We start from the raw sequence: 26,165 nt of genomic DNA, 5'->3' as shown, positions 1-26,165 counted from the left end.
CCCTTCTTAGCCGCGGTCGCGGTTGCCACGAGAGGAAACCACGGGGACGGTGTACGGCAGGAGAGCCATCTCGCGGGCACGCTTGATGGCGTTGGCGATGTCATGCTGATGCTGCGTGCAAGCGCCAGTGACGCGACGGGGCTTGATCTTGCCACGGTCGGTCATGTACTTACGGAGAAGCTGAGTGTCCTTATAGTCGATGAACTCAGTGTTCTCCTTGCAGAACTGGCAGTACTTACGACGCGGCTGACGTGCAGAAAAATCATTAGCCATGTCAAAATACCTTTCATTTGGCAACTTCGGCGAACCGAAGCCGCCTCTCACTCAAAAATAGGTGAACAACCCTTAAAACGGGATGTCCTCATCGTAGACGTCGACCGCGGGCGGCGTAGCCACCGGTGCGGCAGGACGTGCTGCGGGCGCGGGAGCTGCGGGGGCGTAACCGCCCTGATCGTAGCCACCCTGGCCACCACGGGAGCTCATAAACTCGATCTCATCGACGATGACCTCAAGCTTGCTCCTGCGCTGACCGTCGCGCTCCCAAGAGCTGTAGCGCAGCTTGCCCTCGATCGCGACCTTGTTTCCCTTTGCCAGGAAACGGCTCACGGCCTCGGCGCGGGTGCCGAACATAGTGCAGTCGACAAAGTTGGGATAGTCCTCCCACTCGCCAGTCTGCGCATTGCGGCGGCGATCGTTCACGGCGACGCCAAAGGACAGAACCTGGGTTCCGCCGGCAGTGGCGCGCAGCTCGGGATCGCGGGTGAGGTTACCGGTGATGTTCACTCGATTGATGCTCATTACTCACTACTTCCTCTTGGGGCACAAGCCCAGTCCAAAACGACAGTCTTACTCCTGGTCGTCGCGACGGACGATCATGTGGCGGACCACAGCGTCGGTGATGCGCAGGACGCGATCAAGCTCGGCGATCTGGGTAGGATCTGCGTGGAAGTTGATGAGGGTGTAGTCACCATCGGTGAGGTCGTTGATCTCGTAGGCGAGCTTGCGCTTGCCCCACTCGTCAACGGAGTCGACCTTGCCAGCGCCCTCAGCGATCGTGGTATCGATACGCTTCATAACAGCGAGACGAGTCTCGGGGTCGAGCGACGGGTCAACAAAGAACAGCAGTTCATAAGCCTTCATATTGTCACCTCCTCTGGACAAATGTGGCTTCAGGTCGTGAAGGTGCGCCTGAAGCAGGAAAAGACTTGGTAATAGTATCTTTCAACCTCCCAGGCTGCAAGAATATGCAGCTACAACCTCATGACCTCCACATATGCCCATACTCGCACGGCCTTTCTTGCATATTCCAACCAAATGCTGTCCAAGAGCTTGACGGATTTGAGGACAAGGGCGGGTACATACCGACTTTCTGCCAGATAACCGCAAGTCGCTCGCAGTATGGCTGCGGTCGCAAAATGCATACCAGCGGTACAACGCGACATTTTGAATGATTAAACTTGATTCCCGACCGTCCGTAACTACCTCATTTGAACAGTTCGTCTGGTCCGATTACGCAGGTCATCGATTGGTTTCGGCACGGTTGGGCAAACGACGGAGCGATGCAATTTAAAAAATGCCAAGTTTTTGGTTTGCACTTTGCGATTCCTCGTGTATACTGACTTTCGCATTTAACGGAGAGTTGTCCGAGTGGCCGAAGGAGCACGATTGGAAATCGTGTAGGCGTCAAAAGCGTCTCCAGGGTTCAAATCCCTGACTCTCCGCCAGTTAATTCCAAAGCAGGCCTTTGTGCCTGCTTTGTTTTTACCCCACGCGGAGGGGTGGCAGAGTGGTTGAATGCGGCGGTCTCGAAAACCGTTTGGCCTGTATAAGGTCACGAGGGTTCGAATCCCTCCTCCTCCGCCATTTTGGTTGAGAAAGCTCCCAACAAAGGGAGCTTTTTTGTTTTGAGTCCCTTACAGACAAATACGGCGGCGGAGGAGGGGTTCGAACCCGACAGGGCGTTCAACACCAACCCAGATCTCCAAACATGTACATCACCCTCCAAAGATGTCAAAAAATGTCGTTTTTGGAGGCTGATGTACATGTTTGGAACCTGTGACCGCGCCCAGTTCCGACCGTTTACCGAGCAATGGGGTCACGACCTCCCACAACCATGTACTATGTACGGGCATTTTCCAATCCAGCTACCCAAAGGAACCCACCTTGCCCGTCATCGCCACTGTAATCGTTACCGCACACGCCTCGGATGCCATGGTTGCCATCCCGTTTTGGCTCGAGATGTTCGCTGTCGTCGCGGCGTCGATTTCGGGTGTACTGGTTGCGCGCGAGCACAAACTCGATCTGGTGGGCGCCGTCGCGCTCGCCGTGGTCTGCGGTCTGGGCGGCGGTCTTTTGCGCGATATGACGCTCCAGGTGGGCAACGTCTACATCCTTAACCAGCCCATGGCGCTTCCGCTGTCCATCGCCACGGCGGCCATCATCTACATCTTCCCTGCCATCGTCGACAAGCCCGACAAGCTCATCCCCCTGCTCGACATCATCTCGGTGGGTATTTATGCGGCAACCGGCGCAGATAAGGCGCTCGTGTACGGATTTGCACCGGTCGTGTGCATCATGATGGGCTTTTTTACCGCGGTAGGCGGCGGCATGCTGCGCGATGGTTTTATGGGCGTGGTGCCGGGTATTTTCCAGCGCACCAACTTCTATGCCATCGCGGCTATCGCTGGATCGGCAAGCTATGTTTGCCTTGTCATGAGCGGCCTGGTCAGCAATGTCGTCGCGCTGGTCGTTTGCGTCGCAGTGACCATGGGCCTGCGCTGGCTCTCGCTGCGCTTTGACATCAAAAGTCCCACCGAGGACGATATCGCGCGTTTCCTACATCGTAAAAAATAGATAGCACGGCCCGGCCCATCGCAAGGTGACAGCCTGTCTACAACCGGTCGCAGACCCGATATCCCGCGACACCTTACGTAGGCAATTGCCCATGCAGAATACTGCAACCGCGAGTTTCTTTTAGAGCGAAGGCGCAATGGGTACCATATTGGGCGTATGCAAATCACCAAGCAAAGGATTCACCATGCCTCACAACCAACCCGCGGCGGCGCAACATCACAGCATGCGCGGACACCTCATTATGGCCTTCGCGCTTATCGCGCTGGCGTTTACCGCGCTGCCTTCCATGGCATTCGCCGGCACCGACACCGCGGGCAATGTTTTCGTGTCCGACGGGGATTCCAGTCCATCCGGCGTCGGGGGCGATCTGTACTGGGCCGGTCAAAGCCTTAGCCTGGACGACGCGTCCATCGACCGCGATATCATCGCCGCCGGCGAAAGCCTGTCGATTCGCGACTGCACCGTAGGCGGCGCCGTTCGCCTGGCGGCGCGCACCATCGATATCGCCAAGACCACCATTGATGGAAGCGTGACAGTTGCCGCTCAGCACGTCGTACTTAACTCCGGCAGTACCGCCAATTGCTTCTATGCCGCAGGTGAGACGGTTGCCCTGCGCGGCTCCGCCAAGTCGGCAGCGCTCGCGGGCAGTACGGTAACCATCGACGGCACTGTCGATGGCGATGTTGAGGTCTGGGCCGACAAGCTGGTGCTCGGCAAAAACGCCAACATCACCGGTACCGTAAACGCTCATGTCTCACAGGACCCCGAACGCGCCGACGGCGCCAAAGTGGGAGCCCTCAAGATCGACCGCACCGAGAACGAAGATACCTCCACCGTCAACGACGTCATCGGCGGCATCGTTGCCGCAGCTCTTTCCACCTGCTTTGTCGCGATTCTCCTTGAGCTCGTCTTTCCGCGTGCAACAGCCAGCGCGGCCGGCATGCTTCACCAGCACCCCGCCCCGCTGTGGGTGAGCGGTCTTTTGGGCACGGTAGCCGCCGTTCCCGCCATCTTGCTGCTCATCATCTCTATTGCCGGCCTGTCGCTCGCCGGAGCCCTGATGTGCGGCGTCATCGGCATCGCCCTGGTCTCGGCGGCCTTTGCGGGCACCGCGATCGCACGCATGGTCGGGCACAGCCAGAACCGCTACGCCATGGCCGCCGTGGGCGGCGCCATCGCCGGCGCCCTTACAGCACTTCCCCTTATGGGCAACTTTATCAGCGGCGTAGCCTTCGTCTTTATGCTGGGCTATCTCATTCAGATCATCTGGCGCAACGCCCACGTCAAGCCGCAAAAGGCCCCCAACACCCCGGGCCTTCCCTCCGCCTAACCGCCAACCACCGCAAAGGTGTCCTTCCTCTTTGTGGTGGTACAAAAAGGGCGCCGACCGCGATGGTCGACGCCCTTTCTTGTGAATGCTACAGAGCTCAGCGCTTATTTGTTGACCTGACCGGCGCGAACGGCAGCCTTCTTGCGATCGGTGGCGTTGAGCAGACGCTTGCGCAGACGGATGTTCTTGGGGGTGATCTCCACCAGTTCGTCATCGGCGATGTACTCCAGCGCCTCCTCCAGCGAGAAGGTGCGAGGCGGCACCAGCTGCACGGAGATATCGGAGGTCGAGGAACGCTGGTTGCCCAGGTTCTTGGTACGAGCGATGTTGACGACCATGTCGCCGGCCTTGCTGCGCTCGCCCACGATCATGCCCTCGTAGCACTCGACACCCGGCTCAACAAACAGCTGGCCGCGCTCCTGCAGCGTGCCCAGAGCGTAGGCAACGGCCTTCTCGGTGGTCATGGAGATCATGGCGCCGTTCTGACGGTTGCCGATCTCGCCGGCGTAAGGACCGTACTCCAGGAAGGTGTGATAGAACACGCCCTCGCCGTGAGTGACGTTCATGATGCGGTTCTTAAGGCCCATGATGCCGCGGGTCGGGATCTTAAACTCAAGGTGCGTCACGATGCCCGAGGTGTCCATGCTGGTCATAATGCCGCCAGAGGTGCCAAAGACCTCGACGACCTTGCCCGAGTACTCGTCCGGGCACTCGACGACAGCCTGCTCGACGGGCTCCATCTTGTTGCCGTTCTCATCCTTCTTAAACAGAACGCGGGGACGGCCGACCTGGAACTCAAAGCCCTCGCGACGCATGGACTCCATCAGGACGGACAGGTGCAGAATGCCGCGGCCCGAGACCTCGACGCCGCTCTTGTCCTCGAGCTCCTCGATCTTCATGGTCACATTGTTCTCGGCCTCATTGAACAGGCGCTCCTTGAGCTGACGAGCGCCCACAATGTCACCATCGCGGCCGACGAGCGGAGAGGTCGAGGCCTCGAAGACGATGGACAGGGTCGGCGGATCGATCTCGATAGGCTCGAGCTCGACGGGGTTCTCGGGATCGGTGTAGACATCGCCGATGTCGGTGCGCTCGATACCCACGACGGCGGCAATGTCGCCGGCGCCGACTTCCTGGCACTCGGTGCGGCCCAGGTAGTCGAAGGTAAAGAGCTGCTTGACGGTAGCGGTGGCGCTGGAACCGTCGTTCTTGACGACCAGGATCTGATCGCCCTGGCGAATGGTGCCGGAGTACACGCGGCCAATGCCGATGCGGCCGACAAAGTTGGAGTGGTCGATGGTCACGCACTGCATAGCGAGCGGCGCGGTCTCGTCAACCTCGGGCGCGGGCATGTCGTCGATGATCATGTCGAGCAGCGGGTACATGTCCATGTTGCCGTCGTTGGGGTCAAGGCGGGCAAAGCCATTCATGGCGCTGGCATAGACCACGTGCTCCATGGCAAACTCGAGCTGGTCGTCGGTGGCGCCCAGGTCGGCCATAAGGTCCAGACAGTCGTTGTAGGCCTTCTCGGGGTTGGCGCCCGGACGGTCGATCTTGTTGATGACGATCATGATCTTAAGGCCGGTGTCGATGGCGTGACGTAGGACAAAGCGGGTCTGGGGCATGGGGCCCTCAAAGGCGTCGACCAGCAGCAGAGCGCCGTCGGCCATGCGCAGCACGCGCTCGACCTCACCGCCAAAGTCGGCGTGGCCCGGGGTGTCGATGACGTTGATCTTAACGTCCTTGTACTCGATAGAGATGTTCTTGGCGAGAATCGTGATGCCGCGCTCGCGCTCCTGGTCGTTGGAGTCCAGGACGCGATCCTCGACCTGCTGGTTGGCACGGAAGGCGTCCGTGGCACGCAGGAGCTTATCGACCATCGTCGTCTTACCGTGGTCGACGTGGGCGATAATGGCGATGTTCCTCAGATTGTCTACGCGCATGTAGTTCCCCTATCTTCTATCTATATACAAACGGCACGCGTATGTGACCCGTCCAGCAACACAACGCTCGGCGGGAATATTGAGCCTTTTACCGAAAAACTCGTTTATTTTAGCGATTCTAGATGAGAGGGGTTTCCTCACCTGCAGGTTCAGGGTCGCTCCACATAAAACCATCGCCGGCGCCCATGCCCTCGTACAGCACATATGCCGAAAAACCGCTCTCGAGCGTGGTCTCGAAGAAGCTAACGAGCAAAGCGTCGTGATATCCGCCCTCGATCTCCACACAGCCGGTATAGCCGATGGCATAGCGGGCGATGCGGCCCAGGCCTTCGTCCTTGAGACCCATCTTGTGCTCGGAGATAAAGTTGGTGGCAGCCTCCAGGCATGCCTCCTCACCGTCCTCGTCGAGAGCCGCAAGATAGCGGTTGGAGGCGGCATCCTCGATTGCCACGACAACGCCCGGGTTTTCACCGGCGGCAAGGTCATCCAAAAACGCACCGATCAGATCGCACACCATGGCGTCGAGCTCGGCGGAGACGTTACCGGCGTCCTTCATATCCTGTGCCATCTTTTGACCTTCCCATCGCATTCGGCGTCGTTATAACTCCTGTGCCTCGGCCGCGATTCTGGCGGCAGCGTCACGGGCGCGAACCATATCCGCAGCGCGCTTGTCGAGCACCTTGATCTGGTTGGTCAGCATTACCGCATCGACCACGCCCCAGATCACCAGGCCCGTCGAAATCGAAAACCCAAGCGCACCAACTGTACCACGAAGCCGCGACAAGATTACCGCGGCAAGCGCGGAGACAACAACCATCTTGATATAGGAGTCACGGCGCTCGCGAAGGGTGCGAGCCTGCGTCACATACGCAATGCGCGCGACCTCAAATGCCTCGGCGCGCATATGGGCCTCACGCGCGATAGCGGCTGCTTCGGTCGACACACTGGTACCCATCAGCGCTCGCCGTGCATCGTGCTCAACCGACATTTAGAAATCATCGGGCGAGAGCGTGTGGACAAACTCGTCAAACTTCTCGAATTCACTCTCGTCGTCAACCTCGTCGGCAAGCGGAGAGACGGTGCCCAAGCGATTCATGATGTCGTCCTCCACAAACATGGGGGCATTGCTGCGCACGGCAAGGGCGATAGCGTCGCTCGGTCGTGCGTCAAGCATACGCTCGCCCCTATCGGTGTGCACGACGACCGTCGCGTAGAACACCGGCGGCTCGGCGCGCACGATCTCGATACGCTCGATCTTCGCTCCCACCACTTCGATGGTATCGAGCAAAAGATCGTGGGTGATGGGGCGATCGGTGCGGCCGGTATCGATACCGCGGCTGATGGCCGCTGCCTCGTAGGAACCGGTCTGGATGGAAAGAGAGCGCAGCGGCGCGGACGAATCCGACTTACGGCAACGCTCGCGCAAGACGATCAGCGATGGCACGGGACCGGCGGCCATGACGATGGTCTCTATGTCGACACGAACCATGGAACACCTCCGGTACGTTGTGATTGGCATGCGCGGCAGCTCCGCCGCATTGAATAGCTATACTACCCAAACTTTCGCACCGCACACAAAAACTTATTGGATAGGTAAGAAAAGAGCCCCGAGGCAATAGCTCGGGGCTCTTTACGTTTTAGATGGTGGACCTGACAAGATTCGAACTTGTGACCTCCCGGTTATCAGCCGGACGCTCTAACCAACTGAGCTACAGGTCCATCATGGTGGAGGTTAGGGGGATCGAACCCCTGACCTCAGGCTTGCAAAGCCCGCGCTCTCCCAGCTGAGCTAAACCCCCACGGAGACAGTAATAAACACCCCAGCGGCGACTCGGCTCTCGCTGGGGTGTTTATTGCGAAAGAAAGTGGTGGACCTGACAAGATTCGAACTTGTGACCTCCCGGTTATCAGCCGGACGCTCTAACCAACTGAGCTACAGGTCCATCGCGCAAGGGATATATTAGACGAGTCGTTACGCGCGCGTCAACAACTTTTTTGAAAATCTTTGGGAGGGGTGGTCGCTGGGCTGGCGAGATAGTGTTGGTTTGCTGCTCGGGCAGTCCTGCGCAAGACGAAGGCCACATTAAGTGGCCTTCTTTGCGTGCGGAACTCGCGACAAACCAACACTATCTCGCCAGCCCAGCGACCATGGGGTCCCAAGGTTTTCAAAAAAGCGGTCGGCGCGCAGGTGCGCCGACCGCCGATATATGGGGTCTGATGATTTTTACCAGCTAGGTCCTCTTACTCGTCTAGGAGATCCTCTGGCATGTCGTTGCCGTCGCCCAGGTCGACTGGGGCCTCTTCGGTGACGTCTGCGGTCTCGGCACTTTCGCCCTCGGGCTTCTCTTCGGCGGCCGTCATGCGGGCAACGGCGCACACGCGGTCGTCATCGCTTACGGTCATCATCTTGACACCCTGCGTGGTTCGACCGGTCTGGCTGATCTCGTCGGTCTTGACGCGAATGACCGTCGCGCCCTCCGTCACGATAAACAGCTCATGCTGCGGGCCGACCGCCTTCATGGCCGCAAGGTTGCCCTTGCGCTCGGTCATTTGGATGGTGTAGACACCCTGGCCGCCGCGGTTTTGCTCCGGATAATCCGAGACCGGCGTGCGCTTGCCGTAGCCGCACTCGGTAATGACAAACAGGTCGCCCTCGCCGTTGGTGACCTCCATGCCCAAGACACTCACGCCGTCCTTCATGCCAATGCCGCGGACACCGCTGGTGTCGCGACCGGTAGCGCGAACCTGGTCCTCGGGGAACATGATCGCCTTGCCCGCAGTGGTGGCCATGATGACCTTGTCGCCCTCGCGCACGCGGCGCACGGCGAGCAGCGCGTCGTCGTCCCTCAGGTTGATGGCGATTAGGCCATCGCGGCGGCTGCGATCATAGGCGCTCATCACGGTCTTCTTGACCATGCCGTTCTTGGTGGCAAACATCAGGTACTCATCGGCGGGGAACTCACGACAGCTAATGACGCTCGCGATCTTCTCGCCTTCCTCAAAGGGAAGCAGGTTGACGATTGCGGTGCCGCGCGCCTGGCGCGTACCAACCGGCAGCTCGTGCACCTTCAGACGGTAGACCTTGCCCTTGCTCGAGAAGAACAGCACATACTCGTGGGTGGACGCGATAAACATCTCGTCGATAACGTCGTCCTCTTTAAGGTTGACGCCCGACACGCCCTTGCCGCCGCGCTTCTGGGCGCGGTAAGCGGCCACCGGGATACGCTTCACATAGCCGGTGTGGGTGATGGTCACGACCATGTCCTCGTCGGCGATGAGGTCCTCGACGTCCAGATCCTTCTCGACCTGGCTGATCTCGGTACGGCGCTTGTCGCCAAACTTCTTGGAGATTTCGCGCATCTCTTCCTTGATGACGCCCAGAATCTTCTCCTCGTGCGTCAGCAGGTCCTCGTAGTAGGCGATAGCACGGCGCAGGCCGTCCAGCTCTTCCTGGATCTTGTCGCGCTCCAGGCCGGTCAGGCGACGCAGCTTCATCTCGAGGATGGCCGTGGTCTGCTCGGGCGTAAAGCCAAAACGCTCAATCAGGCGGCTGCCGGCCTCGGAATCGGTCTGCGAGGAGCGGATGATGCTAATGACCTCGTCGATATGGTCGAGGGCCATAAGGTAGCCCTCAAGGATATGTGCACGGGCCTGGGCCTTTTTAAGGTCAAAGTGGGTGCGGCGGGTGACTACGTCGACCTGGTGGTCGATGTAGTGCTGCAGCATCTCGCGCAGGCTCAGGCATTTAGGAACGCCATTGACGAGCGCCAGATTGTTGGCACCAAAGGTGGTCTGCAGCGAGGTGTACTTATACAGGTTGTTAAGTACGACCTGCGGGATAACGCCCTTCTTGAGCTCAATGACCAGACGGATGCCCTTTTGGTTGGACTCGTCGCGCATGTCCGAGATGCCCTCGATGCGCTTGTCGTTTACGAGCTGGGCGATTTTCTCCTGCAGGGTGCCCTTGTTGACCATGTAGGGAATCTCGGTAAAGACCAGGCGGCTGCGGCCGGTCTTGGTGGACTCCACATGGGCCTTGGCACGCACGGTGATGGAACCGCGGCCGGTCTCGTAGCTCTGCCTAATGCCGGCGCTACCCATGATGATGGCACCGGTGGGAAAGTCCGGGCCGGGCATAATCTGCATGAGCTCGTCGACGGTGGCGTCGGGGTTGTCGATCAGGTAGCAGGTGGCCTCGATCGCCTCGGTGAGGTTATGCGGGGCGATATTGGTGGCCATGCCTACAGCGATGCCTTGGCTGCCGTTAACCAGCAGGTTGGGGAAGCGTGCGGGCAGTACCACGGGCTCGGCGAGCGACTCGTCGTAGTTGGGCTGCCAGTCGACGGTATCCTTCTGCAGGTCGCGGAGCAGCTCCATGGCGGGCTTTGCCAGACGGCTCTCGGTGTAACGCATAGCTGCGGCACCGTCGCCGTCGATGTTGCCAAAGTTGCCGTGGCCGTCGATAAGCGGCGTGCGCATGGAGAACCACTGCGCCAGACGAACCATGGTCTCATAGACCGCGGAGTCGCCGTGGGGGTGGTACTTACCGATAACTTCGCCGACCGTCCAGGCCGACTTCTTGTGCGGGCGGTTGGGGTAGATGCCGCTCTCGTTCATGGCGTACAGGATGCGGCGGTGCACCGGCTTTAAGCCGTCGCGCACGTCCGGCAGGGCGCGTGCCGTAATGACCGACATCGAGTACTCGATAAACGACTGCTTCATCTCGCGGCCAAACTCCGAAATCTGGAGCTGGCCGCCGTTGATGTCCTCGCCGGCCGAGGCGCCGCGATCGACCGCGCCAAAGCTCTCCTCGAGCTCGGCGTCGTCGTCCTCTTCCTCTTCATCCTCGACATCGGGGTTGTAGGAATCCGGATCGCCGTCCTCGCCCTGCTCGGCGCGGGCGAGCAGGCGCTTCAGATCATCGGGCATACCGGCGTCGCCGGCCTCGTCCATACCCTCGTTGTTGTTGATATCGTCTGCCACGTTACCTCCTCATGGTTTGCGTGGTCCATTAGTTCCCTACCACGGAGACGGCTTTTCCAGGTGCCGCAGATTCGCCCGAGAGAGGAGGGAAGCGTACTTGGGTACGCAACCGACGATTGAGGGCGAAGGTGCGGTAGCTGGGAAAGCCGAACAGGTTAGGCATCTAAGAAGCGTGCATCATGCGCGTGTTTTTCAATGTACTCGCGGCGATAGCCCACCTCGGAACCCATGAGCTCGCGTACGGCACGGTCCGCCACCACGGCATCCTCGATCGTCACGCGCTGCAAAATTCGGGTCTTGGGGTCCATCGTCGTCGAGGCAAGCTGCTTGGGGTCCATCTCACCCAGGCCCTTGTAGCGCTGGACGGTATAGCCCTTGCGCTTCTTGGTGATCTTGCCATCCTTGGCCTTGCCGTCCTCGTCGTTGTCGTCGGGGTTCAGGCCCAGGCTCTGAATGGTGTCGCGCAGAATCTCGTCTTCGGGCTGTCGGCCGTTGGGATACACGTAGTGGATCTTGTTGCGCACCTTAATGCCAAAGATGGGCGGGCAGGCAACATAGACATAGCCGGCATCGATCAGCGGACGCATGTACTTGTAGAAGAACGTCAGCAGCAGGATGCGGATATGCGCACCGTCGACGTCTGCATCGGTCATGATGATGATCTTGTGGTAGCGCGCCTTGGTGATATCGAAGTCGCCGCCGTCGCCGGCGCTCGTCGTGACGCCGCAACCGATCGCGGTGATCAGCGACTGGATGGTGTCGCTCGAGAACGCACGATGGTCACCCACGCGCTCGACGTTCAGAATCTTGCCGCGCAGGGGCAGAATCGCCTGGATGTCTCGGCGGCGGCCGTCCTTGGCCGAACCGCCTGCCGAGTCGCCCTCTACGATGAAGAGCTCGGTCAGCTCGGCATCGCGCACCGAGCAGTCGGCGAGTTTGCCGGGCAGCGACGCCGTCTCGAGCAGGCTCTTGCGACGGGTCGCCTCGCGCGCCTTGCGTGCGGCGTTGCGGGCCTTGCAGGCCTGCTGCGCCTTCTTGACGATCTCGCGGGCGGGCTTGGGGTGCTCCTCGAGGTAGTCGGCAAGACCGTCGGTCACGATCTTGAGCGTAAGCGCGCGCATGTAGGAACTACCGAGCTTGGCCTTGGTCTGGCCCTCAAACTGCGGATCGGGCAGCTTGACCGAGATGACGGCCGAGAGACCCTCGCGCACGTCGTCACCGCTCAGGTTGGCCTCTTTCTCCTTAAGCAGGTTCTGCTTGCGGGCGTAATCGTTAATCACGCGGGTGAGGGCGGTGCGGAAGCCCTCAAGGTGCATGCCGCCCTCGGGGGTGTAGATGTCGTTGGCAAACGACATGACGTTCTCGCCATAACCGGCGTTCCACTGCAGGGACACCTCGACCTCGCCCATCTTGGCCACGGGCGCATCCGGGTCCGATTTGCCCTCAATGTAGATGGGCTCCTTAAAGGCCTCGGGGACGTCCTTGCCGTCGTTGAGGAACTTGACGAAGTCGATGATGCCGCCCTCGTAGCAAAACTCCTCCACGCGGGGAGCCGCCTCACGCTCGTCAGTCAGCACGATCTTGAGGTTCTTATTGAGAAACGCCGTCTCTTGCAGACGATTGTGCAGTGTATCGAAATCGTAGACGCAGGTCTCGAAGATCTCGTCGTCGGGCCAGAAGGAGACGGTGGTGCCCGTCGAATCCGAGGTGCCCACGACCTCCATCTTCTTGACGGTCTTGCCGCGCGAGAATTCCATCTCGTAGATATTGCCGTCGCGGCGCACCTGTACGACCACGCGCTTGGACAGGGCGTTGACAACGGAGATGCCCACGCCGTGCAGACCGCCGGAAACCTTATAGGCCGAGTTATCGAACTTACCGCCGGCGTGAAGGATCGTCATGACGACCTCGAGCGTCGGAATCTTTTTGACAGGGTGCTCGTCGACGGGGATGCCGCGCCCGTTATCGACGACCGTAATGGAGTTGTCGGCGTGGACCGTCACCTGAATCTCGGTGCAGAAACCGGCCATGGCCTCGTCGACGGAGTTGTCAACGATCTCCCACACCAGGTGGTGCAGACCGCTGGCGCTCGTCGAGCCGATATACATGCCCGGGCGCTTACGGACGGCTTCGAGACCCTCGAGGATCTTAATTTCGCCGCCATCGTAATCGTTTTCGTTTGCCACACGTCCTCCTTCGGTTAAGAAAATCTGTATAGCCTTACTATTTTATCGTAAAAAATACCCTCGGGGACGAGGGTATTTGCCTATACAAGGCCACCAGATGCGATTTAAGACTCTTTTTTGCTTTGCACGCCCTTGGCCCACTCGGCACTGGCCCTCATGGCGTTCTGGAGGGCCTCACGCAGTTTTTGGTCTTCGATGGGCGACACCTGGCGCTCGATCTCGGCACGCTCGGCTTCATTCAGGTCGGCATGCGGCGCGGGCGGGCGCTCGGGCGCGACCGGGCGCAGGCGCTCTTTTGCCGCGGGCGGCGTGTGGCCGGGGCGGGTCGTCTTAAATACCAGGCCATCCACATGCGCGCCGGCACGCTCCATGCGTGCGCGGATTATCTCGCGCAAAAGTGTCATCTCCTGTGTCCACGAGGGCGAATCGAGATACACCAGCAGTTCGTTGGACTCGGGAAGATAACGCAGCCCCGTCACGTGCCGGCCCTCGCGCGTGCCCGAGCACACCGCGTTCCAAGCACGGTAGACCGCGCGCGATTCCTCGGCGGCCTCCATTTGCGCACGACGCTCGGGCGTAGCCGACGCCAAGATGCGCTGGCGCTCGGCACCCAAAAAGTCACTGAAGGCAGCCGTGCCGTTCTCACGCTCGTAATTAGCATGCCTCACCCATGCTCACCACCTTGGCTCGATCAAGTAACTCATCGGTAAAGTATCCCAAATTGGTGGTGGTTATGACTGTCTGGATGTCGTCGCCGATCAGCTGCAAAAAAGCGGCGCGGCGATCGCCGTCGAGCTCGCTCATCACGTCATCCAAAAGCAGCAGCGGGGCGGTACCCAGAATATCGCGGGCTACGGCCACCTCGGCCACCTTCCAAGCCAGAACCAACGTACGTTGCTGACCCTGACTGGCAAACGAGCGAGCCGAGCGGCCGGCGACCGAAAACTCAATCTCGTCGCGGTGCGGACCCACGAGTGTCACGCCGCGGCGGATTTCCTCGTCGGCGCGCTCGTCGAGCGCCGCGAGCATGTGCTCGTATGCCCAGCCCCTCAGCTCCTCGCGGTCATCGGTCTGGGGCAGCTCCCCCAACGTGGACGCATAGGCCACATCGGCCTCCTCCCCGGACGCAACCAGCCCGTAGGCATTGCGCACGTGGGCATCCAAGCGATCGAGCAAGGCCAAGCGGTGCACCAGCAGGGCCGATCCGGCGCGGGCAATCGACTCATTCCACGCACCGAGCATCTCGCGACAGCACCATGTCTCTTTGAGCAGGGCGTTGCGCTGCGTCACGCAGCGGCCGTAGGCGCTTGCCAGATCGGCATAGCGGGCGCTCAGCTGCACGCCAAAGTCGTCGAGCGCGGCGCGACGCACGCTGGCACCACGCTTAACCATATCCAGATGATCGGGGCAGAACAAAACACTCGGCAGCACGCCGCGCACGCCAGAGGCGGCACATCGCTTGCCGTTGCGGCTAAACGAACGCTTACCGTCCTCCACGCATAGGCCCATGTCCAGCACGCGGCCATCGCCCTCGAGCCTAAGCTCGGCCTTGCACAAACCCGTGCCGTCGTGCACAAGCTCGACGGCAGTGGAATGCCTAAACGAGGCGCCGCTCGTTAGCAGCTGCAGCGCCTCTATGAGGTTGGTCTTTCCCGCCGCGTTGGGCCCCGCGAGCACCGTCACGCCATCGCTCAGTTCCAGGCGATAGCTATCGAAGCTGCGGTAGCGCGCGACGGAAAGATCGCGGGCGAACATGGCCATAGGGCGCCGCTAGATGCGCACCGGCATGACCAGGTACAGATAGTTGATCTTGTCGTAGGACTTAAAGATGCCGGCCTGCGAGTAGCTCTTGAGCTCCAGCGTGATCTCCTTCTCCTTGGACAGGGCGTTGAGACAGCCAAAGATGTAGTGGTAGTTAAAGGCAATGGTGCCCGACTCGCCCTCGGCCTCGACATCGATCGTCTCCTGCGCCAGATCCTGGTCATTGGAGATGGAGGACAGGCCCATCTGGCCGTTCTCGACATCGATCTCAAACTTGACGGCGGGGTTGGCGCTCGCGATGACCGCCACGCGCTTGAGGGCGGCATTAAAAGCCGCCACGTCGATCTTGACGCTCGTTACGCACGAATCGGGGATGAGCTGCTTGTAGTTGGGATACACACCCTCTATGCGGCGCGACACGTAGGTGGTGTTGCCGGCTTCAAAGACAACCTGGGTGTCGGTGGCACCGATCATAATGGTCGCCTGGCTCGCCATGATGCTCAGGGCGTCGTTGAAGGCATCGGCCGGCACGTTGAGCTCAAAGGAGCCCTCGAGCGTCGAGGTCTCCACCTGCGTATCGCACACGGCCAGACGGAAGGAGTCGGTCGCCACCAGGCGCACGGTGTTGTTTTCGACTCTCATATGCACACCGCCCAGGATGGGGCGGGCCTTGTCGGTCGAGGTGACGCGCCACACGCGGCCGACCATCTCGGACAGAATGTCGGTCGGGAGCTCAACGGCGCTCTCGATGGCATAGGCCGGGAACTCGGGGAAATCGTTGGCATCGAGCGTATTCAGGCGGAAGGAACTCTTCTCGCAACCGATCAGCACCTGGCGCTCCGAAAGCTCAAAGGTAACTGGGGCATCGGGAAGGGTCTTGGTGATGTTGGAGAGCATCTTGCAGGGGATTACCATCTCACCTTCCTCTTCCACATGTGCCGCGATGCGGTGACGAATCGAGATAGTGTAGTTAGAGGTCTGGAATTCCAAGATGCCGTCTTGTGCCTTGATGAGCACGCCTGACAGAATGGGGAGGGTGGATGCCGAAGCGACACCCTTCATGACGACGCCGATTGCTTGCGTAAGCGAGCTCTGGCTGACGGTGAACTTCATCTTTTAATACCTTTCTATAGATATAAATATCTCAATAATAGTAATAGTACTGACGAAACTGTTGATTACTCCCAAACATGCAGGTCAAACCCAAAAAGAGAATCGACAGTTCCCTGTGTGCAACAGGGGTCGTTTTCCACGTTCAAAACCTGCGCAAAACTTTTCATCGGAGCGGGCTGGGTTTTAGACACCTTATGCCCGCGGTTTCGACAAGTTTTCAACAGGTGTGCCTATTTCCCTACGAGCGCAGTGTAATTTTGTCTCGTAGCGATTTGAGGTCCTCGGTCACGGTCCGGTCTTCCTGAATCATCTTCTGGACTTTTTTGTAGCTCGTGCTGACGGTCGAGTGGTTGCGGTTGCCAAACTCCGCACCCACGGCGGTGGTTGTCATCTCGCACATCTCGATCGCTAGGTAGATGGCGATATGGCGCGCCTTGGCGATATTGGCATTGCGGCGCGGACCAATGAGCTCCTCATGCGTCACGCCGTACTGCTCCTCGATAACAGACTGAACTGTCTGCACGTTGATCTTTTTGGCCGACGTGTCGAAGTACTGGCTGGCGATGGCATCGATGTCGTCGAAGCTCAGCTCGCTACCCTCGCGCTCGCGGTCGCCCGCCTCCCCGGCGCAGCGCTCGCAGAAGCTCTCGAGCTCACGGATGTTGGTGCCCGATACCTCCGCCATATGTTTAAAGTGCTCGTCGGTCAGATGTCCGCTGTCGCCACCGTAGGCCGCCAGCAGCGAGTCGTCGCCCGCTTCGGGCGCCGCCGCGATCGTGTTCTCGTAATAGCGCTGCAGAATCTTGTACTTCATCTCGTAGCTGGGCTCTGCTACCAAGCAGAGCATGCCGGCGTTAAAGCGGCTGGTCAGGCGCTCGTCCATGTTCAGGTCCTTGGGCGCACGGTCTGCGGCAATCACGACCTTCTTGTTGTTGCGGATAAACTCGTCCATGAGCTGGAAAAAGTAGTCCACGCTCGCGCGTTTGCCGATGATGTTTTGGATGTCATCGATGATGAGCACGTCCACGCCGTGGTATGCCTGCATGATGGGAGCGTTACTCTTCTTTTGGCGGTCGAATTCTGTCATCAGATCATCGATGTATGCCTGTGAGTTGGCGTATTTCACTTTGATCTCGGGCGACTTCTCGGCGAGCTCGTTTTTGATGGCGAGCAGCAGGTGGGTCTTGCCTAAGCCCGATTTGCCGTAGATGAACAGGGATGTGCAAGTACCGCGTTCGTCTGCGAGTGCGGCGAATTTAAGCGCCGAGCGATAGGCGTGGCTGTTTTCGGGGCCGTAGACAAAGTTTTCGAAGGTGAATTTTGAGTTGGCCACGAGGGGCGCGCCATCGGCGTTCTGCTCGCCCGGCGCCGCAGCCGCAGGCACGCTCACAGGCGATGTCGAGACTGGTTTCGCGCTCTTGGCGGGTGCCACGCCCTTCATCTGATTCATCATGCGGCGGAAATCGTCGGCCGACAGCGTGTTTTTAATCGCGACGCCCGGTTCTTCGCCCGGCGCCGCGTCGTGCGCGACGGGCATGTGCGAAACGCTGGGAGCGGTTGCTACCGGCACGGCTGTTGCGTGGGGCATGGTTTCACGGGAAACATCGCTCGCGTTGGTCTCCGGAGCCGCCACGGGGGCGACGGTCGTCAAAGGGGGAGTGACGGGTGCCGCCCCTGTGGCGCCTGTCGTGGGACCCTGTGGAGCCACGATGTTGAGCGCGATCGGCGCAAAGGCAATCTCTTCTAGGTAGTGCTCGATAGTCGGCTGGTGCTTTTTGAGCTGCGCAATGGCAAAGCGCGACGGTGCCTCGATGGTCAAGGTGTCCTCGGTCAGGCTCACGGCACGCGATTGCCCCAACATGTTGATGAGGCGTGCATCTTGGCCGTCGCGCTGGCAAAAGGCGATGGCATCCTCCAGGATGATGCTTGCTTCCTCGTCCACTGTCTCTCCCGTTCCTTAACTTTGGGCACGCACGCGAGCGCTGCCGAGTTCGGTCAGATGGTATTTCTGACCGTGTTTGATTACCAAGCCGGCCTGCGCCAAGTCATTGAGTGTGCGTGACCACGTGGGCGCGGAGTTTCCAAATGCTCGCGCCAGGTCGGTGGCGCCGCACTCTTGGTTTTGAGCCAGATATCCCAGCGCCGCGTTGCCGCGCTCGCTCACAAATACGTCCGGTTGCGGCTGTGCGTATTGATTCGCCGCATTAGGATACATCATTTGAGCTGCTGGTTGTTGAGAACTCTGCATGGTTGGCATCGGCTGTTGAAAACTTTGCGGCCACTGTTGGTATGGCTGCGGCGGCATCTGCTGGGCCCAGGGATTGTACGGCTGCGGCATCTGCTGATACGGCTGCTGATAGCCCTGGGGATACTGCTGCATATATTGCTGGGGGTATCCCTGCTGCGGCATATATTGTCCCGGATATGCCTGCGGGTACGGTTGGAAGCCCATCTGCCGAGCTCCTTGCATGCCCGTCACCTGCTGCATCGCGGCTGCATCCGAATCGGCCGGGACCATGGACTCTGGCGAGCCTTGAGTTGTCGTCTGTCCCGCGGGCTGGGGGTCCTGCATGGGCGGCATGCCGGGTTGATGCATCTGCTGCGAAACCATGGGCTGTTGTAGTGGGGACGCGGCCATGGTTTGCTGCGGAGTCATCATTGCTTGCTGTGGAAATGCTCCCGGCAGTGGGTATTCCGACCCCTGGGCCTCGGGGCGCACGGCTGCCCCGCGCCCTCCCGCGCGCTCAATTTCCTGCACGCGCTTGGGGTCGAGGCTCACCGTGACGACGGTGCCGTTGCCCATGTTATCTTCGATGGAGACTGCCCCGCCGGCGTTTTCCAGGTATTCCTGCACCATGGGAAAACCCGCCCCGGTGCCGCGTATATACCGCTTCATCTTGCTGTTTGCGCTGGTGACGCCAAAGTCGAAGGCGCGCTCTTTGTCGCCGATGCCCGGACCTTGGTCGGCAAAGCGGATAGTTTCCCCGCCGTCCAGGATCGAGATAATGGGCTCGGCAAAGTGGGCGTGGATGAAGTTTTCGACAATCTCGCGGATAACCATGAGCGAGATGTGTCCGCCTTGCTCTTTCATGCACTGGTAGACGGTGTTAGTCGTCTCTTCCAGATACGTGCGGATGTCTTGCGGCTCGATGACGATCACGCGCGGGGTCGAAAGCATGTCGTCATAGACGGCGATGCGCGCCGCATACATGGTTTTCGGTGTCTGTTTCGATGTCTGCTCGCCCTCTTCGCGCTCTTCGCGTACGCCGTTGATGTGCTCGTTGTCGGGTGCCGGGTCACCGGAATCGACCATGGTGTAAAAGTCGTCAGACATGCCGCTCGCAATCTTTCAAAAGGTTTCGGATAAATAGTAGCTCACCGCGCAATGTTTCTCATCTTTCGACAAGTTTTCAAAACATGTTGAAAACTTTGGAAAATGGGCGAAAAGTTCTCAACATTGCCAACATGACCTGTTGAAAACTCGGTGAAATATCGTGAAAAGTTGGAGTCATACTCAAAAACTCATCCGGCTTATGGCGGAACCGTGTGAACTGCGCAACCTTTTACCTTTGATTTCTTGACATTTGAACATTGATTTCCCTACAATCTTCAAGCTCACGTGTCTATATCTGCGTCCGCGCCCTCGCGGACACTCGAAATGCAGCAGGAGGAACTTAAGATGAAGCGTACGTATCAGCCTAATAAGCGTAAGCGTGCCAAGACCCATGGCTTCCGTGCCCGTATGGCCACCAAGGGTGGTCGTGCCGTGCTCGCCCGTCGCCGCGCCAAGGGCCGCAAGCGTCTCACTGTCTAGCAGCGATACACACATCTCGCATGAAGACTATTAAGTCTCGGCAAGATTTCGAGCATGTGTTCAGTCAGGGGCGTCGTTTCAATCATCCTCTGATTCGAATGACCATATGTGAATCGGTTGGCGAAGGCGACTCTGGAAGGGTCGCCTTCGTTGGTGCTAAACGACTCGGTTGCGCAGTTGTGCGCAATCGTTCTAAGCGTGTGATGCGCGAGGCCGCCCGCAGCTGCGGATTTCCCGTTGCGGGTTATGACATCATCTTGTTCGCGACCCCCAAGACGAGGATCTCGTCGCCGGAGGAGATGAACGAGGCATTGCGTTCGCTTGTGATACGCGCCGGCGTTGCCGGGGAGGAGCGATGAGCAATCACGTTTTGCGACGTGTTGCCATCGCTCCTATTCGCATATATCAACAGGTTATTTCGCCCTTATTGCCTGACGCCTGCATTTATTATCCAACGTGTTCTCATTACGCCGTCCAGGCTATCGAGAAATACGGTGTTTGTAGAGGCTGCTGGCTTGCCGTGAGGCGCATCGCTCGCTGCAATCCCCTGCACGTCGGCGGTTATGACCCTGTGCCCTAGCGGGCACTCGCTATCGGAGGAAAAATTACATGTGGGATTGGATCGTTAACATCCTTTTCGAGCTGCTCAAGCTCATCCAGACCTTTGCGGTCGACTGGGGCCTGTCCATCATTATCCTGGTGGTCATCGTCCGTCTGCTGCTGACGCCGCTCATGCTCAAGTCGACCAAGTCGACGGCCCGTATGCAGGTGCTGCAGCCAAAGATGCTCGAGATCCAGGAGCGCTACGCCGACGATCCCCAACGTCAGGCCGAGGAGATGCAGAAGTTCTACAGCGAGAACAAGTTCAATCCGCTGTCCGGCTGCCTGCCGCTTCTGATTCAGATGCCTATCCTCATCGCCCTGTTTACGCTTCTGCGCAACCTGCCGCATTACTTTAACGAGGGCACCTTCTCGTTCTTCAACATTCTGCCCGATCTGACTACCACGCCGAGTGCCTCTTTTGCCGATGGCTTTATGGTCGCACTGCCTGCGCTGGTTTGCCTGATTCTGTTTGCTGTCCTGACCCTGATTCCGCAGCTGTACATGTCGCGCAATCAGACTGGTCAGCAGGCCCAGAGCATGCGCATGATGGCCGTCGTCATGACCGTCATGATGCTCTGGATGGGTTGGAGCCTTCCCGTTGGTGTTCTTTTGTACTACGACGTGTCTTCTGCCTGGCAGGTCATCCAGCAGATCTTTGTGACGCAGAAGGTTATCGAGAAGGCTAAGGCCGAAGAGGAGGAGCGTCTTAAGAACGCCCCGCTGCAGGTTGAGGTCACGCGTCGCGAGAAGAAGCCGCGCCCGCACAAGAAGAAGTAGCGGTATAGTAATCTTATTTAGGTACCTAACTTTTGGAGTACGTTATGTCTGAAGAGATCGTCGAGGATATGCTTGAGGAGGTTGCCCCGCAGGCCGCGGGCGATTATCTCGAGATTGCACAGCGCTACAAGGCTGGTGAAGAGCTTACGGATGAAGAGCTCGACACCATTGCCGATGTTGCGATTTCTATTCTTCGTTCCATCCTTTCGCATTTCGACGCCGCCAACTCTCCTATCGATGAGTATGAGGGCGACGAGGGCGAACTGATTCTTGATGTAACGGCTCCCGACCTTGCCGTCCTTATTGGTCGTCATGGACGCACCCTTGATGCCCTTCAGGTTATGTTCTCGCTGTTGGTGAGCCGCAAGCTAGGCTTTAGGTATCCGGTCGTCGTCGACGTCGAGGGATATAAGAGCCGCCGCCAGGACAAGGTTGCCTCTATGGCTCAGTCTGCTGCCGAGCGGGCAGTGCGCACTCACAAAAGCGTTTCGCTTCCTCCCATGAATGCCTACGAGCGCCGTCTGGTTCATATTGCTCTTCGCGGCAACGATGCCGTCGACACGCATTCTGAGGGTTCTGACCCCGATCGTCATGTTGTGATTGTTGCTCGATAACCTAAACGAGCTTATCTTAAGGGGGCGTGGTTTCCACGGCCCCTTTTTTTGTCAAAAGTTCTTGATACACTGATTTTTGTCAGATAGGAGTTTGTCTTGTTTGTACTAACCGATGAGCAGACAAGCCAGATGCTTAGTCGTCTAATTTCGTATTGCGAAGACTATTCTTTGAAGGTCTCCAATGATGCCCTACGCTCCTGTATTGAGCATCTTGATCTTGTTTTGGAGGCTAATAAGACCACCAATCTTACGCGCATCCTAAATATCGAAGATGCGGCTGTTCTTCATATTCTTGATTCGCTAGTGTTGCTTCCCTATATAGACATAGCTCCAGAAGGCGCTTTGTTAGACATGGGTACTGGTGCTGGGTTTCCTGGTATCCCTTTGACAATTGCTAGCGGACGTAAGGCTACCTATATCGATTCGGTTGGCAAGAAGGTTGATGCCGTCAACTCATTTGTTGAGGCTCTCGGTCTCAAGCATGCTCATGCGGTTCATGATCGTCTTGAAGAATATGCCCGAAGCCATAAGAAACAGTTTGCTGTTGTTACTGCTCGTGCACTCGCACCGTTACCAGTTCTCGTCGAGTATGCTTCACCATTTCTAATAGATAGCGGTCTCTTTGTTATTACTAAGGGTAACCCATCAGACATCGAACTTCAGTCTGGTCTAACTGCCGCTAGTATATGTGGGTTCACCACACTTATGACGGATGACTTAGATTTGCCAAATGGCTTGGGTCATCGCGAGTTTATCATTCTAAAAAAATCTCGTCCGGCAGCTATTTCGCTTCCACGTGCTAATGGCATGGCGAAGAAGAATCCGCTTGCCTAGATGTTTCACGTGAAACATAATGGATAGTAATTACTTGTTATGTTTCACGTGAAACATAACAGATGATGAATCGGAATGTTTCACGTGAAACATCCTCCGTTTAACAGCTTAAAATACACCAGGAGGGACCGTGGGATTTCGCGACGTTAAGCGTTCAAAGAGCGGAAAAGACACGCGTATCATTGCAATCATCAATCAAAAGGGTGGTGTGGGTAAGTCCACCACAGCTGTAAACCTTGCAGCAGCACTGGGTGAACAGGGTCGAAAGACGCTGATTGTCGATTTTGATCCACAGGGTAATAGCACGAGCGGCTTTGGAATCGAAAAAGAAGAACTCGATAACTGCATCTATGATGCATTGCTGAATGATGTTCCGGCAGAATCGCTTGTTCTGGATACAAATTGCAGTAAGGTATTTGTAATTCCGGCTACTATCCAGCTTGCAGGTGCCGAAATTGAGCTTGTAAGCGCGATTGCACGAGAAACGCGCTTGAAGGATCTGCTTGAGCCTGTTAAGGATGAGTTTGACTTCATATTTATTGACTGTCCGCCTTCACTTGGCTTGTTGACCATTAATGCGTTGACGGCGGCAGACAGTGTTCTGATTCCAATTCAGTGCGAGTATTACGCACTAGAAGGTGTCACGAAGCTGCTTGAGTCGATGAAGATGGTCAAAACACGCCTGAATAAGAGCCTTGATACCTATGGTGTGCTTATGACGATGTATGATTCGCGCACATCGCTCTCAAATCAAGTTGTCGAAGAAGTGCAGTCGTACTTTGGTGATAAGGCATTTAAAACCTTGATTCCGCGTACGGTTAAAATATCAGAAGCACCGTCGTTCGGTGAGCCGGTAATTACATATGCGCCACAAAATAAAGGTGCAAAGGCGTATATGAACCTTGCCAAAGAGGTGATCAAGCGTGCCTAGTCCTAGGAAGCGTGGCGGTTTGGGTCGCGGACTCAATGCATTGGTCTCCGAAGCAGAATATGAGACCGGTGGATCTGCGACGTCCGCATCCAATACTGCTTCGGAAACTAAACTTCCAATCGAAGATATCGTTCCAAACCCCAACCAACCCCGAATTCATTTTAATGAGACCGAGCTTCGAGAGTTGAGTGAGTCGATTCAGGAGCATGGCGTTCTTCAGCCGCTTCTTGTACGCAAGCACGATAATGGTTATGAGATTATCGCGGGTGAGCGCCGTTATCAGGCTTCTAAGCTCGCTGGACTTGAGGAAGTTCCTGTCATCATAAAAGATGTTGATGATGAACAGATGCTTGCGCTTGCATTGATTGAAAATCTGCAACGCTCTGATCTCAATCCCGTCGAAGAGGCTAAGGGATATCGACAGCTCATCGATGCGAGTAGTATGACTCAAGAGGCCTTGTCGAAGGCTGTTAGCAAATCTCGCTCTGCAATCACCAATTCGCTGCGCCTACTTGATCTTCCAGAGGTTGTTCAGCAGATGATCTTTGAAGGTAAGCTGACTGCTGGCCATGCTCGTGCAATTCTTGCAGTTCCATACGAAGATGCACGCATTAAATTAGCTGAGAAGGTTGTTGCGGAAGGATTGTCCGTCCGCGCGACAGAAAATCTTGCTCCGTTGTTTTCTGCCGGAGAGACACCAAAAACGCCTCGAACCGCAACGCCTCAGTCTTTTAAGAAGGCGGCACGCGTTCTGCGTCAGGTGTTTAACACGAACGTTCGCGTAAAGAGCTCGCGCGGCAAGAACAAGATCGAGATTGAATTTAAGGATGAAGAGGAACTCTCTCGCATTCTTGGCGAAATCATTCAGTTTGATCAAGGAGGTCAGGATGAGGAATAAAGTTCTGACTGCTGTCGCTTTGGCTGCTACTGTTGCAGTTGGCGCTTTTGCCGGTTATAAGATTGCGACAGATGATGAATTGCGTGGTCGTTTACTTCGCGGAGCGCAGGATATCGTTGATATCTCAAAAAAGAAAATGGATGTTATGACCGAGGACGTTGCCATGCGTACGGCTCAGATGACTAAGAATCCCAAGATCAACCAAGATTGGGTTAATCATCAATGGGAAAATGTAGGCTTTTAGGTACCTAACAATGACTTATCTATTCTGAAGGGTTCCTTGTCTGATCACCAGTACAGGGATCCCTAATATCGTCCTAAATCATGCTGGACAATCGTATGATGCAGATAATCGATGAATATGAAACAGCCCCGGTTGCAATTAAGCAACCGGGGCTTTCTGATGTTTCACATGAAACGTTTGGGCTGGTCGCCCCTACGCGTTCTTCTGAACTTTGAAACGCTGCTTGAGTTGGCCACAAGCCGCATCGATATCGTTGCCGCGGGAGTTGCGGATCGTGGTCTCGATACCACGGGACTCAAGACGGCGTTGAAGGTCTTCTACCTTATGGATCGGTGACGGCTTGAGCGGGCTGCCCTCAATATCGTTGAGCTGAATAAGGTTGACGTGGCATAGCGTGCCCTCACAGAAGTCGCAGAGCGCCTGCATTTCGGGGTTGGTGTCGTTGACGCCCTCGATCATGGCATATTCGTACGTCGGACGGCGGCCGGTCTTCTCGGTGTAGAGCTGCAGTGCCTCGTGAAGGCGCAGGAGTGTGTACTTCTTGACTCCGGGCATGAGCTTATTGCGTGTGGACTGGATGGCGGAGTGCAGCGAGACAGCTAGGGTGAACTGCTCGGGAATGTCGGCAAACTTACGGATGCCAGGGATAACACCGCTGGTAGACACGGTGAGATGGCGCGCTCCAATGCCGATACCGTCGGGGTCATTAAGGATGCGCAGCGCCTTAAGAACCTCATCGTAGTTGGCAAAAGGCTCGCCCTGGCCCATGAACACTACGCTTGTCGCGCGCTCGCCAAAGTCATTGGAAACGTGAAGTACCTGGTCGACGATTTCCTGGGCGGTCAGCGAGCGCCTGAGGCCGTTGAGACCGGTAGCGCATAAAGCACAGCCCATTCCGCAGCCGGCTTGGGTGGATACGCAGACAGAGAGCTTGTTACGACGGGGCATGCCGACGGTCTCGACAGAAATGCCATCGTGGTACTCGAGTAGGTATTTACGAGAGCCGTCCTTGGACACCTGCTTGGTGAGCTCGGTCGGCGTGTCGAAGGCAAATGCCTCCTTTAACTGCTCGCGGAAAGCCTTGGGAAGGTTGGTCATATCGTCAAACGAACAAACGTTCTTCTCAAAAACCCATTCAATGAGCTGCTTCGCGCGGAAAGCGGGCTGGCCGAGTTCGGCCACGAGCTCGCGAATATCGTTTTGGCTCAAGTCGCGAATGTCCTGAGATTTAGTCCTGGGATTCATGGAAGCCTTTCGATTTTGGGGAAACGTAGGGGGTAT

The 26,165-nt window shown here is 57.5% G+C and carries 26 protein-coding genes and 5 tRNA genes; 13 read left to right on the top strand and 18 right to left on the bottom strand.

The features are described from left to right. Nucleotides 1–6: 6 nt before the first annotated feature. The 3 genes from rpsR to rpsF form a co-directional block, all read right to left on the bottom strand. Nucleotides 7–273, bottom strand: coding sequence for a 30S ribosomal protein S18 (gene rpsR, locus ACTQV4_RS00245; RefSeq protein WP_006235829.1), 267 nt, complete (start codon nt 271–273; stop codon nt 7–9). Between the two features lie 72 nt (nt 274–345). Beyond that, the gene (locus ACTQV4_RS00240) at nt 346–798 is read right to left on the bottom strand and encodes a single-stranded DNA-binding protein (protein WP_006235830.1); all 453 of its coding nucleotides are present in this window, start codon (nt 796–798) and stop codon (nt 346–348) included. Nucleotides 799–846: 48 nt separating this feature from the next. Next, complete coding sequence (gene rpsF / locus ACTQV4_RS00235; RefSeq protein ID WP_006235831.1) at nt 847–1,140, bottom strand: 30S ribosomal protein S6; 294 nt, start codon at nt 1,138–1,140, stop codon at nt 847–849. A gap of 493 nt (nt 1,141–1,633) precedes the next feature. On the opposite strand from rpsF, the gene ACTQV4_RS00230 reads away from it, so the two are divergent. The 4 genes from ACTQV4_RS00230 to ACTQV4_RS00215 all read left to right on the top strand — a co-directional run bounded on the left by ACTQV4_RS00230 (nt 1,634) and on the right by ACTQV4_RS00215 (nt 4,183). Then, nucleotides 1,634–1,724, top strand: a tRNA-Ser gene (locus tag ACTQV4_RS00230). A gap of 48 nt (nt 1,725–1,772) precedes the next feature. After that, nucleotides 1,773–1,863: transfer RNA gene (locus ACTQV4_RS00225), tRNA-Ser, on the top strand. A gap of 300 nt (nt 1,864–2,163) precedes the next feature. Further along, nucleotides 2,164–2,853, top strand: a complete 690-nt coding sequence (locus ACTQV4_RS00220) for a trimeric intracellular cation channel family protein (RefSeq protein WP_229770653.1) — start codon at nt 2,164–2,166, stop codon at nt 2,851–2,853. Between the two features lie 184 nt (nt 2,854–3,037). Continuing rightward, entirely contained in the window at nt 3,038–4,183 is a 1,146-nt protein-coding gene (locus ACTQV4_RS00215) for a polymer-forming cytoskeletal protein (RefSeq protein WP_441546458.1), read from the top strand. Between the two features lie 104 nt (nt 4,184–4,287). Here the strand turns inward: ACTQV4_RS00215 and typA are convergent, their stop codons facing one another. From typA to ACTQV4_RS00145, 14 genes are all read right to left on the bottom strand, one after another. After that, nucleotides 4,288–6,126 carry a translational GTPase TypA gene (gene typA, locus ACTQV4_RS00210; RefSeq protein ID WP_154516764.1) on the bottom strand — a complete coding sequence of 613 codons (1,839 nt, stop codon included), beginning with the start codon at nt 6,124–6,126 and terminating at the stop codon, nt 4,288–4,290. Nucleotides 6,127–6,244: 118 nt separating this feature from the next. After that, entirely contained in the window at nt 6,245–6,694 is a 450-nt protein-coding gene (locus ACTQV4_RS00205) for a hypothetical protein (protein ID WP_441540325.1), read from the bottom strand. 30 nt (nt 6,695–6,724) lie between these two features. Then, a complete protein-coding gene (locus ACTQV4_RS00200; RefSeq protein WP_441546457.1) occupies nt 6,725–7,114 on the bottom strand; it encodes a hypothetical protein in 390 nt (129 codons plus the stop codon). Beyond that, complete coding sequence (locus tag ACTQV4_RS00195; RefSeq protein WP_427748159.1) at nt 7,115–7,615, bottom strand: bifunctional nuclease family protein; 501 nt, start codon at nt 7,613–7,615, stop codon at nt 7,115–7,117. It lies immediately after the preceding gene. 153 nt (nt 7,616–7,768) lie between these two features. Further along, nucleotides 7,769–7,845 (bottom strand) — tRNA-Ile (locus ACTQV4_RS00190). A 4-nt stretch (nt 7,846–7,849) separates the two neighbouring features. Next, nucleotides 7,850–7,925 (bottom strand) — tRNA-Ala (locus ACTQV4_RS00185). Nucleotides 7,926–7,992: 67 nt separating this feature from the next. Then, nucleotides 7,993–8,069, bottom strand: a tRNA-Ile gene (locus ACTQV4_RS00180). Between the two features lie 298 nt (nt 8,070–8,367). Continuing rightward, nucleotides 8,368–11,079, bottom strand: coding sequence for a DNA gyrase subunit A (gyrA, locus tag ACTQV4_RS00175; protein WP_441569132.1), 2,712 nt, complete (start codon nt 11,077–11,079; stop codon nt 8,368–8,370). Nucleotides 11,080–11,264: 185 nt separating this feature from the next. After that, the gene (gyrB, locus tag ACTQV4_RS00170; protein WP_427717924.1) at nt 11,265–13,295 is read right to left on the bottom strand and encodes a DNA topoisomerase (ATP-hydrolyzing) subunit B; all 2,031 of its coding nucleotides are present in this window, start codon (nt 13,293–13,295) and stop codon (nt 11,265–11,267) included. 104 nt (nt 13,296–13,399) lie between these two features. Beyond that, nucleotides 13,400–13,963 (bottom strand): DciA family protein, encoded by a 564-nt coding sequence (locus tag ACTQV4_RS00165; RefSeq protein WP_427729032.1) that lies wholly within the window; start codon nt 13,961–13,963, stop codon nt 13,400–13,402. Next, on the bottom strand, nt 13,950–15,056 hold the full coding sequence (gene recF, locus ACTQV4_RS00160; protein WP_427717918.1) for a DNA replication/repair protein RecF: 1,107 nt from the start codon (nt 15,054–15,056) through the stop codon (nt 13,950–13,952). Before recF ends, ACTQV4_RS00165 begins: the two co-directional genes overlap by 14 nt. 9 nt (nt 15,057–15,065) lie before the next feature. After that, entirely contained in the window at nt 15,066–16,169 is a 1,104-nt protein-coding gene (gene dnaN, locus ACTQV4_RS00155) for a DNA polymerase III subunit beta (protein WP_427794035.1), read from the bottom strand. A gap of 238 nt (nt 16,170–16,407) precedes the next feature. After that, on the bottom strand, nt 16,408–18,111 hold the full coding sequence (locus tag ACTQV4_RS00150; protein WP_441056458.1) for a DnaA ATPase domain-containing protein: 1,704 nt from the start codon (nt 18,109–18,111) through the stop codon (nt 16,408–16,410). A gap of 15 nt (nt 18,112–18,126) precedes the next feature. Beyond that, the gene (locus ACTQV4_RS00145) at nt 18,127–19,482 is read right to left on the bottom strand and encodes an ATP-binding protein (protein ID WP_441568957.1); all 1,356 of its coding nucleotides are present in this window, start codon (nt 19,480–19,482) and stop codon (nt 18,127–18,129) included. Between the two features lie 366 nt (nt 19,483–19,848). Here ACTQV4_RS00145 and rpmH point away from each other — a divergent pair, with 366 nt between their 5' ends. From rpmH to ACTQV4_RS00100, 9 genes are all read left to right on the top strand, one after another. Beyond that, complete coding sequence (gene rpmH, locus ACTQV4_RS00140; protein ID WP_019127408.1) at nt 19,849–19,983, top strand: 50S ribosomal protein L34; 135 nt, start codon at nt 19,849–19,851, stop codon at nt 19,981–19,983. A 20-nt stretch (nt 19,984–20,003) separates the two neighbouring features. After that, on the top strand, nt 20,004–20,342 hold the full coding sequence (gene rnpA, locus ACTQV4_RS00135) for a ribonuclease P protein component (protein WP_154516785.1): 339 nt from the start codon (nt 20,004–20,006) through the stop codon (nt 20,340–20,342). After that, nucleotides 20,339–20,563, top strand: coding sequence for a membrane protein insertion efficiency factor YidD (yidD, locus tag ACTQV4_RS00130; RefSeq protein WP_154516787.1), 225 nt, complete (start codon nt 20,339–20,341; stop codon nt 20,561–20,563). The genes rnpA and yidD overlap by 4 nt, the downstream gene beginning before the upstream one ends. A 29-nt stretch (nt 20,564–20,592) precedes the next feature. Beyond that, nucleotides 20,593–21,363, top strand: coding sequence for a YidC/Oxa1 family membrane protein insertase (locus ACTQV4_RS00125; RefSeq protein ID WP_427717906.1), 771 nt, complete (start codon nt 20,593–20,595; stop codon nt 21,361–21,363). A 44-nt stretch (nt 21,364–21,407) separates the two neighbouring features. Further along, a complete protein-coding gene (locus ACTQV4_RS00120) occupies nt 21,408–21,977 on the top strand; it encodes a Jag family protein (RefSeq protein WP_154516793.1) in 570 nt (189 codons plus the stop codon). Between the two features lie 96 nt (nt 21,978–22,073). Next, a complete protein-coding gene (gene rsmG, locus ACTQV4_RS00115; RefSeq protein WP_441568955.1) occupies nt 22,074–22,811 on the top strand; it encodes a 16S rRNA (guanine(527)-N(7))-methyltransferase RsmG in 738 nt (245 codons plus the stop codon). Nucleotides 22,812–22,941: 130 nt separating this feature from the next. Beyond that, the gene (locus tag ACTQV4_RS00110) at nt 22,942–23,742 is read left to right on the top strand and encodes a ParA family protein (RefSeq protein ID WP_441568953.1); all 801 of its coding nucleotides are present in this window, start codon (nt 22,942–22,944) and stop codon (nt 23,740–23,742) included. A 19-nt stretch (nt 23,743–23,761) separates the two neighbouring features. Next, nucleotides 23,762–24,640: a ParB/RepB/Spo0J family partition protein gene (locus ACTQV4_RS00105; RefSeq protein ID WP_441568951.1), complete on the top strand. Its 879-nt coding sequence runs from the start codon at nt 23,762–23,764 to the stop codon at nt 24,638–24,640. Then, entirely contained in the window at nt 24,630–24,884 is a 255-nt protein-coding gene (locus ACTQV4_RS00100) for a hypothetical protein (protein WP_441568950.1), read from the top strand. Before ACTQV4_RS00105 ends, ACTQV4_RS00100 begins: the two co-directional genes overlap by 11 nt. A gap of 192 nt (nt 24,885–25,076) precedes the next feature. Here ACTQV4_RS00100 and rlmN read toward each other — a convergent pair whose 3' ends face one another. Then, a complete protein-coding gene (rlmN, locus tag ACTQV4_RS00095) occupies nt 25,077–26,129 on the bottom strand; it encodes a 23S rRNA (adenine(2503)-C(2))-methyltransferase RlmN (protein WP_441568948.1) in 1,053 nt (350 codons plus the stop codon). Nucleotides 26,130–26,165: the final 36 nt, after the last annotated feature.

The sequence above is a fragment of the Collinsella sp. LCP19S3_B11 genome (assembly GCF_052121915.1).
Classification (GTDB): Bacteria; Actinomycetota; Coriobacteriia; order Coriobacteriales; family Coriobacteriaceae; genus Collinsella.
Note: the sequence above shows the minus strand (reverse complement) of the source record. Positions and strands in the feature narration are given on the sequence as shown.

Bases quoted from the DNA above. Each gene is read 5' to 3' on its own strand.
- ACTQV4_RS00200 (WP_441546457.1), bottom strand. From the start codon at position 7,114: ATGTCGGTTGAGCACGATGCACGGCGAGCGCTGATGGGTACCAGTGTG.
- ACTQV4_RS00120 (WP_154516793.1), top strand. From the start codon at position 21,408: ATGTCTGAAGAGATCGTCGAGGATATGCTTGAGGAGGTTGCCCCGCAG.
- dnaN (WP_427794035.1), bottom strand. From the start codon at position 16,169: ATGAAGTTCACCGTCAGCCAGAGCTCGCTTACGCAAGCAATCGGCGTC.
- ACTQV4_RS00205 (WP_441540325.1), bottom strand. From the start codon at position 6,694: ATGGCACAGGATATGAAGGACGCCGGTAACGTCTCCGCCGAGCTCGAC.
- ACTQV4_RS00145 (WP_441568957.1), bottom strand. From the start codon at position 19,482: ATGGTCGATTCCGGTGACCCGGCACCCGACAACGAGCACATCAACGGC.
- ACTQV4_RS00240 (WP_006235830.1), bottom strand. From the start codon at position 798: ATGAGCATCAATCGAGTGAACATCACCGGTAACCTCACCCGCGATCCC.
- ACTQV4_RS00215 (WP_441546458.1), top strand. From the start codon at position 3,038: ATGCCTCACAACCAACCCGCGGCGGCGCAACATCACAGCATGCGCGGA.
- typA (WP_154516764.1), bottom strand. From the start codon at position 6,126: ATGCGCGTAGACAATCTGAGGAACATCGCCATTATCGCCCACGTCGAC.
- rpsR (WP_006235829.1), bottom strand. From the start codon at position 273: ATGGCTAATGATTTTTCTGCACGTCAGCCGCGTCGTAAGTACTGCCAG.
- rlmN (WP_441568948.1), bottom strand. From the start codon at position 26,129: ATGAATCCCAGGACTAAATCTCAGGACATTCGCGACTTGAGCCAAAAC.
- yidD (WP_154516787.1), top strand. From the start codon at position 20,339: ATGAGCAATCACGTTTTGCGACGTGTTGCCATCGCTCCTATTCGCATA.
- ACTQV4_RS00100 (WP_441568950.1), top strand. From the start codon at position 24,630: ATGAGGAATAAAGTTCTGACTGCTGTCGCTTTGGCTGCTACTGTTGCA.
- ACTQV4_RS00195 (WP_427748159.1), bottom strand. From the start codon at position 7,615: ATGGTTCGTGTCGACATAGAGACCATCGTCATGGCCGCCGGTCCCGTG.
- rnpA (WP_154516785.1), top strand. From the start codon at position 20,004: ATGAAGACTATTAAGTCTCGGCAAGATTTCGAGCATGTGTTCAGTCAG.
- rpmH (WP_019127408.1), top strand. From the start codon at position 19,849: ATGAAGCGTACGTATCAGCCTAATAAGCGTAAGCGTGCCAAGACCCAT.
- ACTQV4_RS00125 (WP_427717906.1), top strand. From the start codon at position 20,593: ATGTGGGATTGGATCGTTAACATCCTTTTCGAGCTGCTCAAGCTCATC.
- gyrA (WP_441569132.1), bottom strand. From the start codon at position 11,079: ATGGACGAGGCCGGCGACGCCGGTATGCCCGATGATCTGAAGCGCCTG.
- rpsF (WP_006235831.1), bottom strand. From the start codon at position 1,140: ATGAAGGCTTATGAACTGCTGTTCTTTGTTGACCCGTCGCTCGACCCC.
- recF (WP_427717918.1), bottom strand. From the start codon at position 15,056: ATGGCCATGTTCGCCCGCGATCTTTCCGTCGCGCGCTACCGCAGCTTC.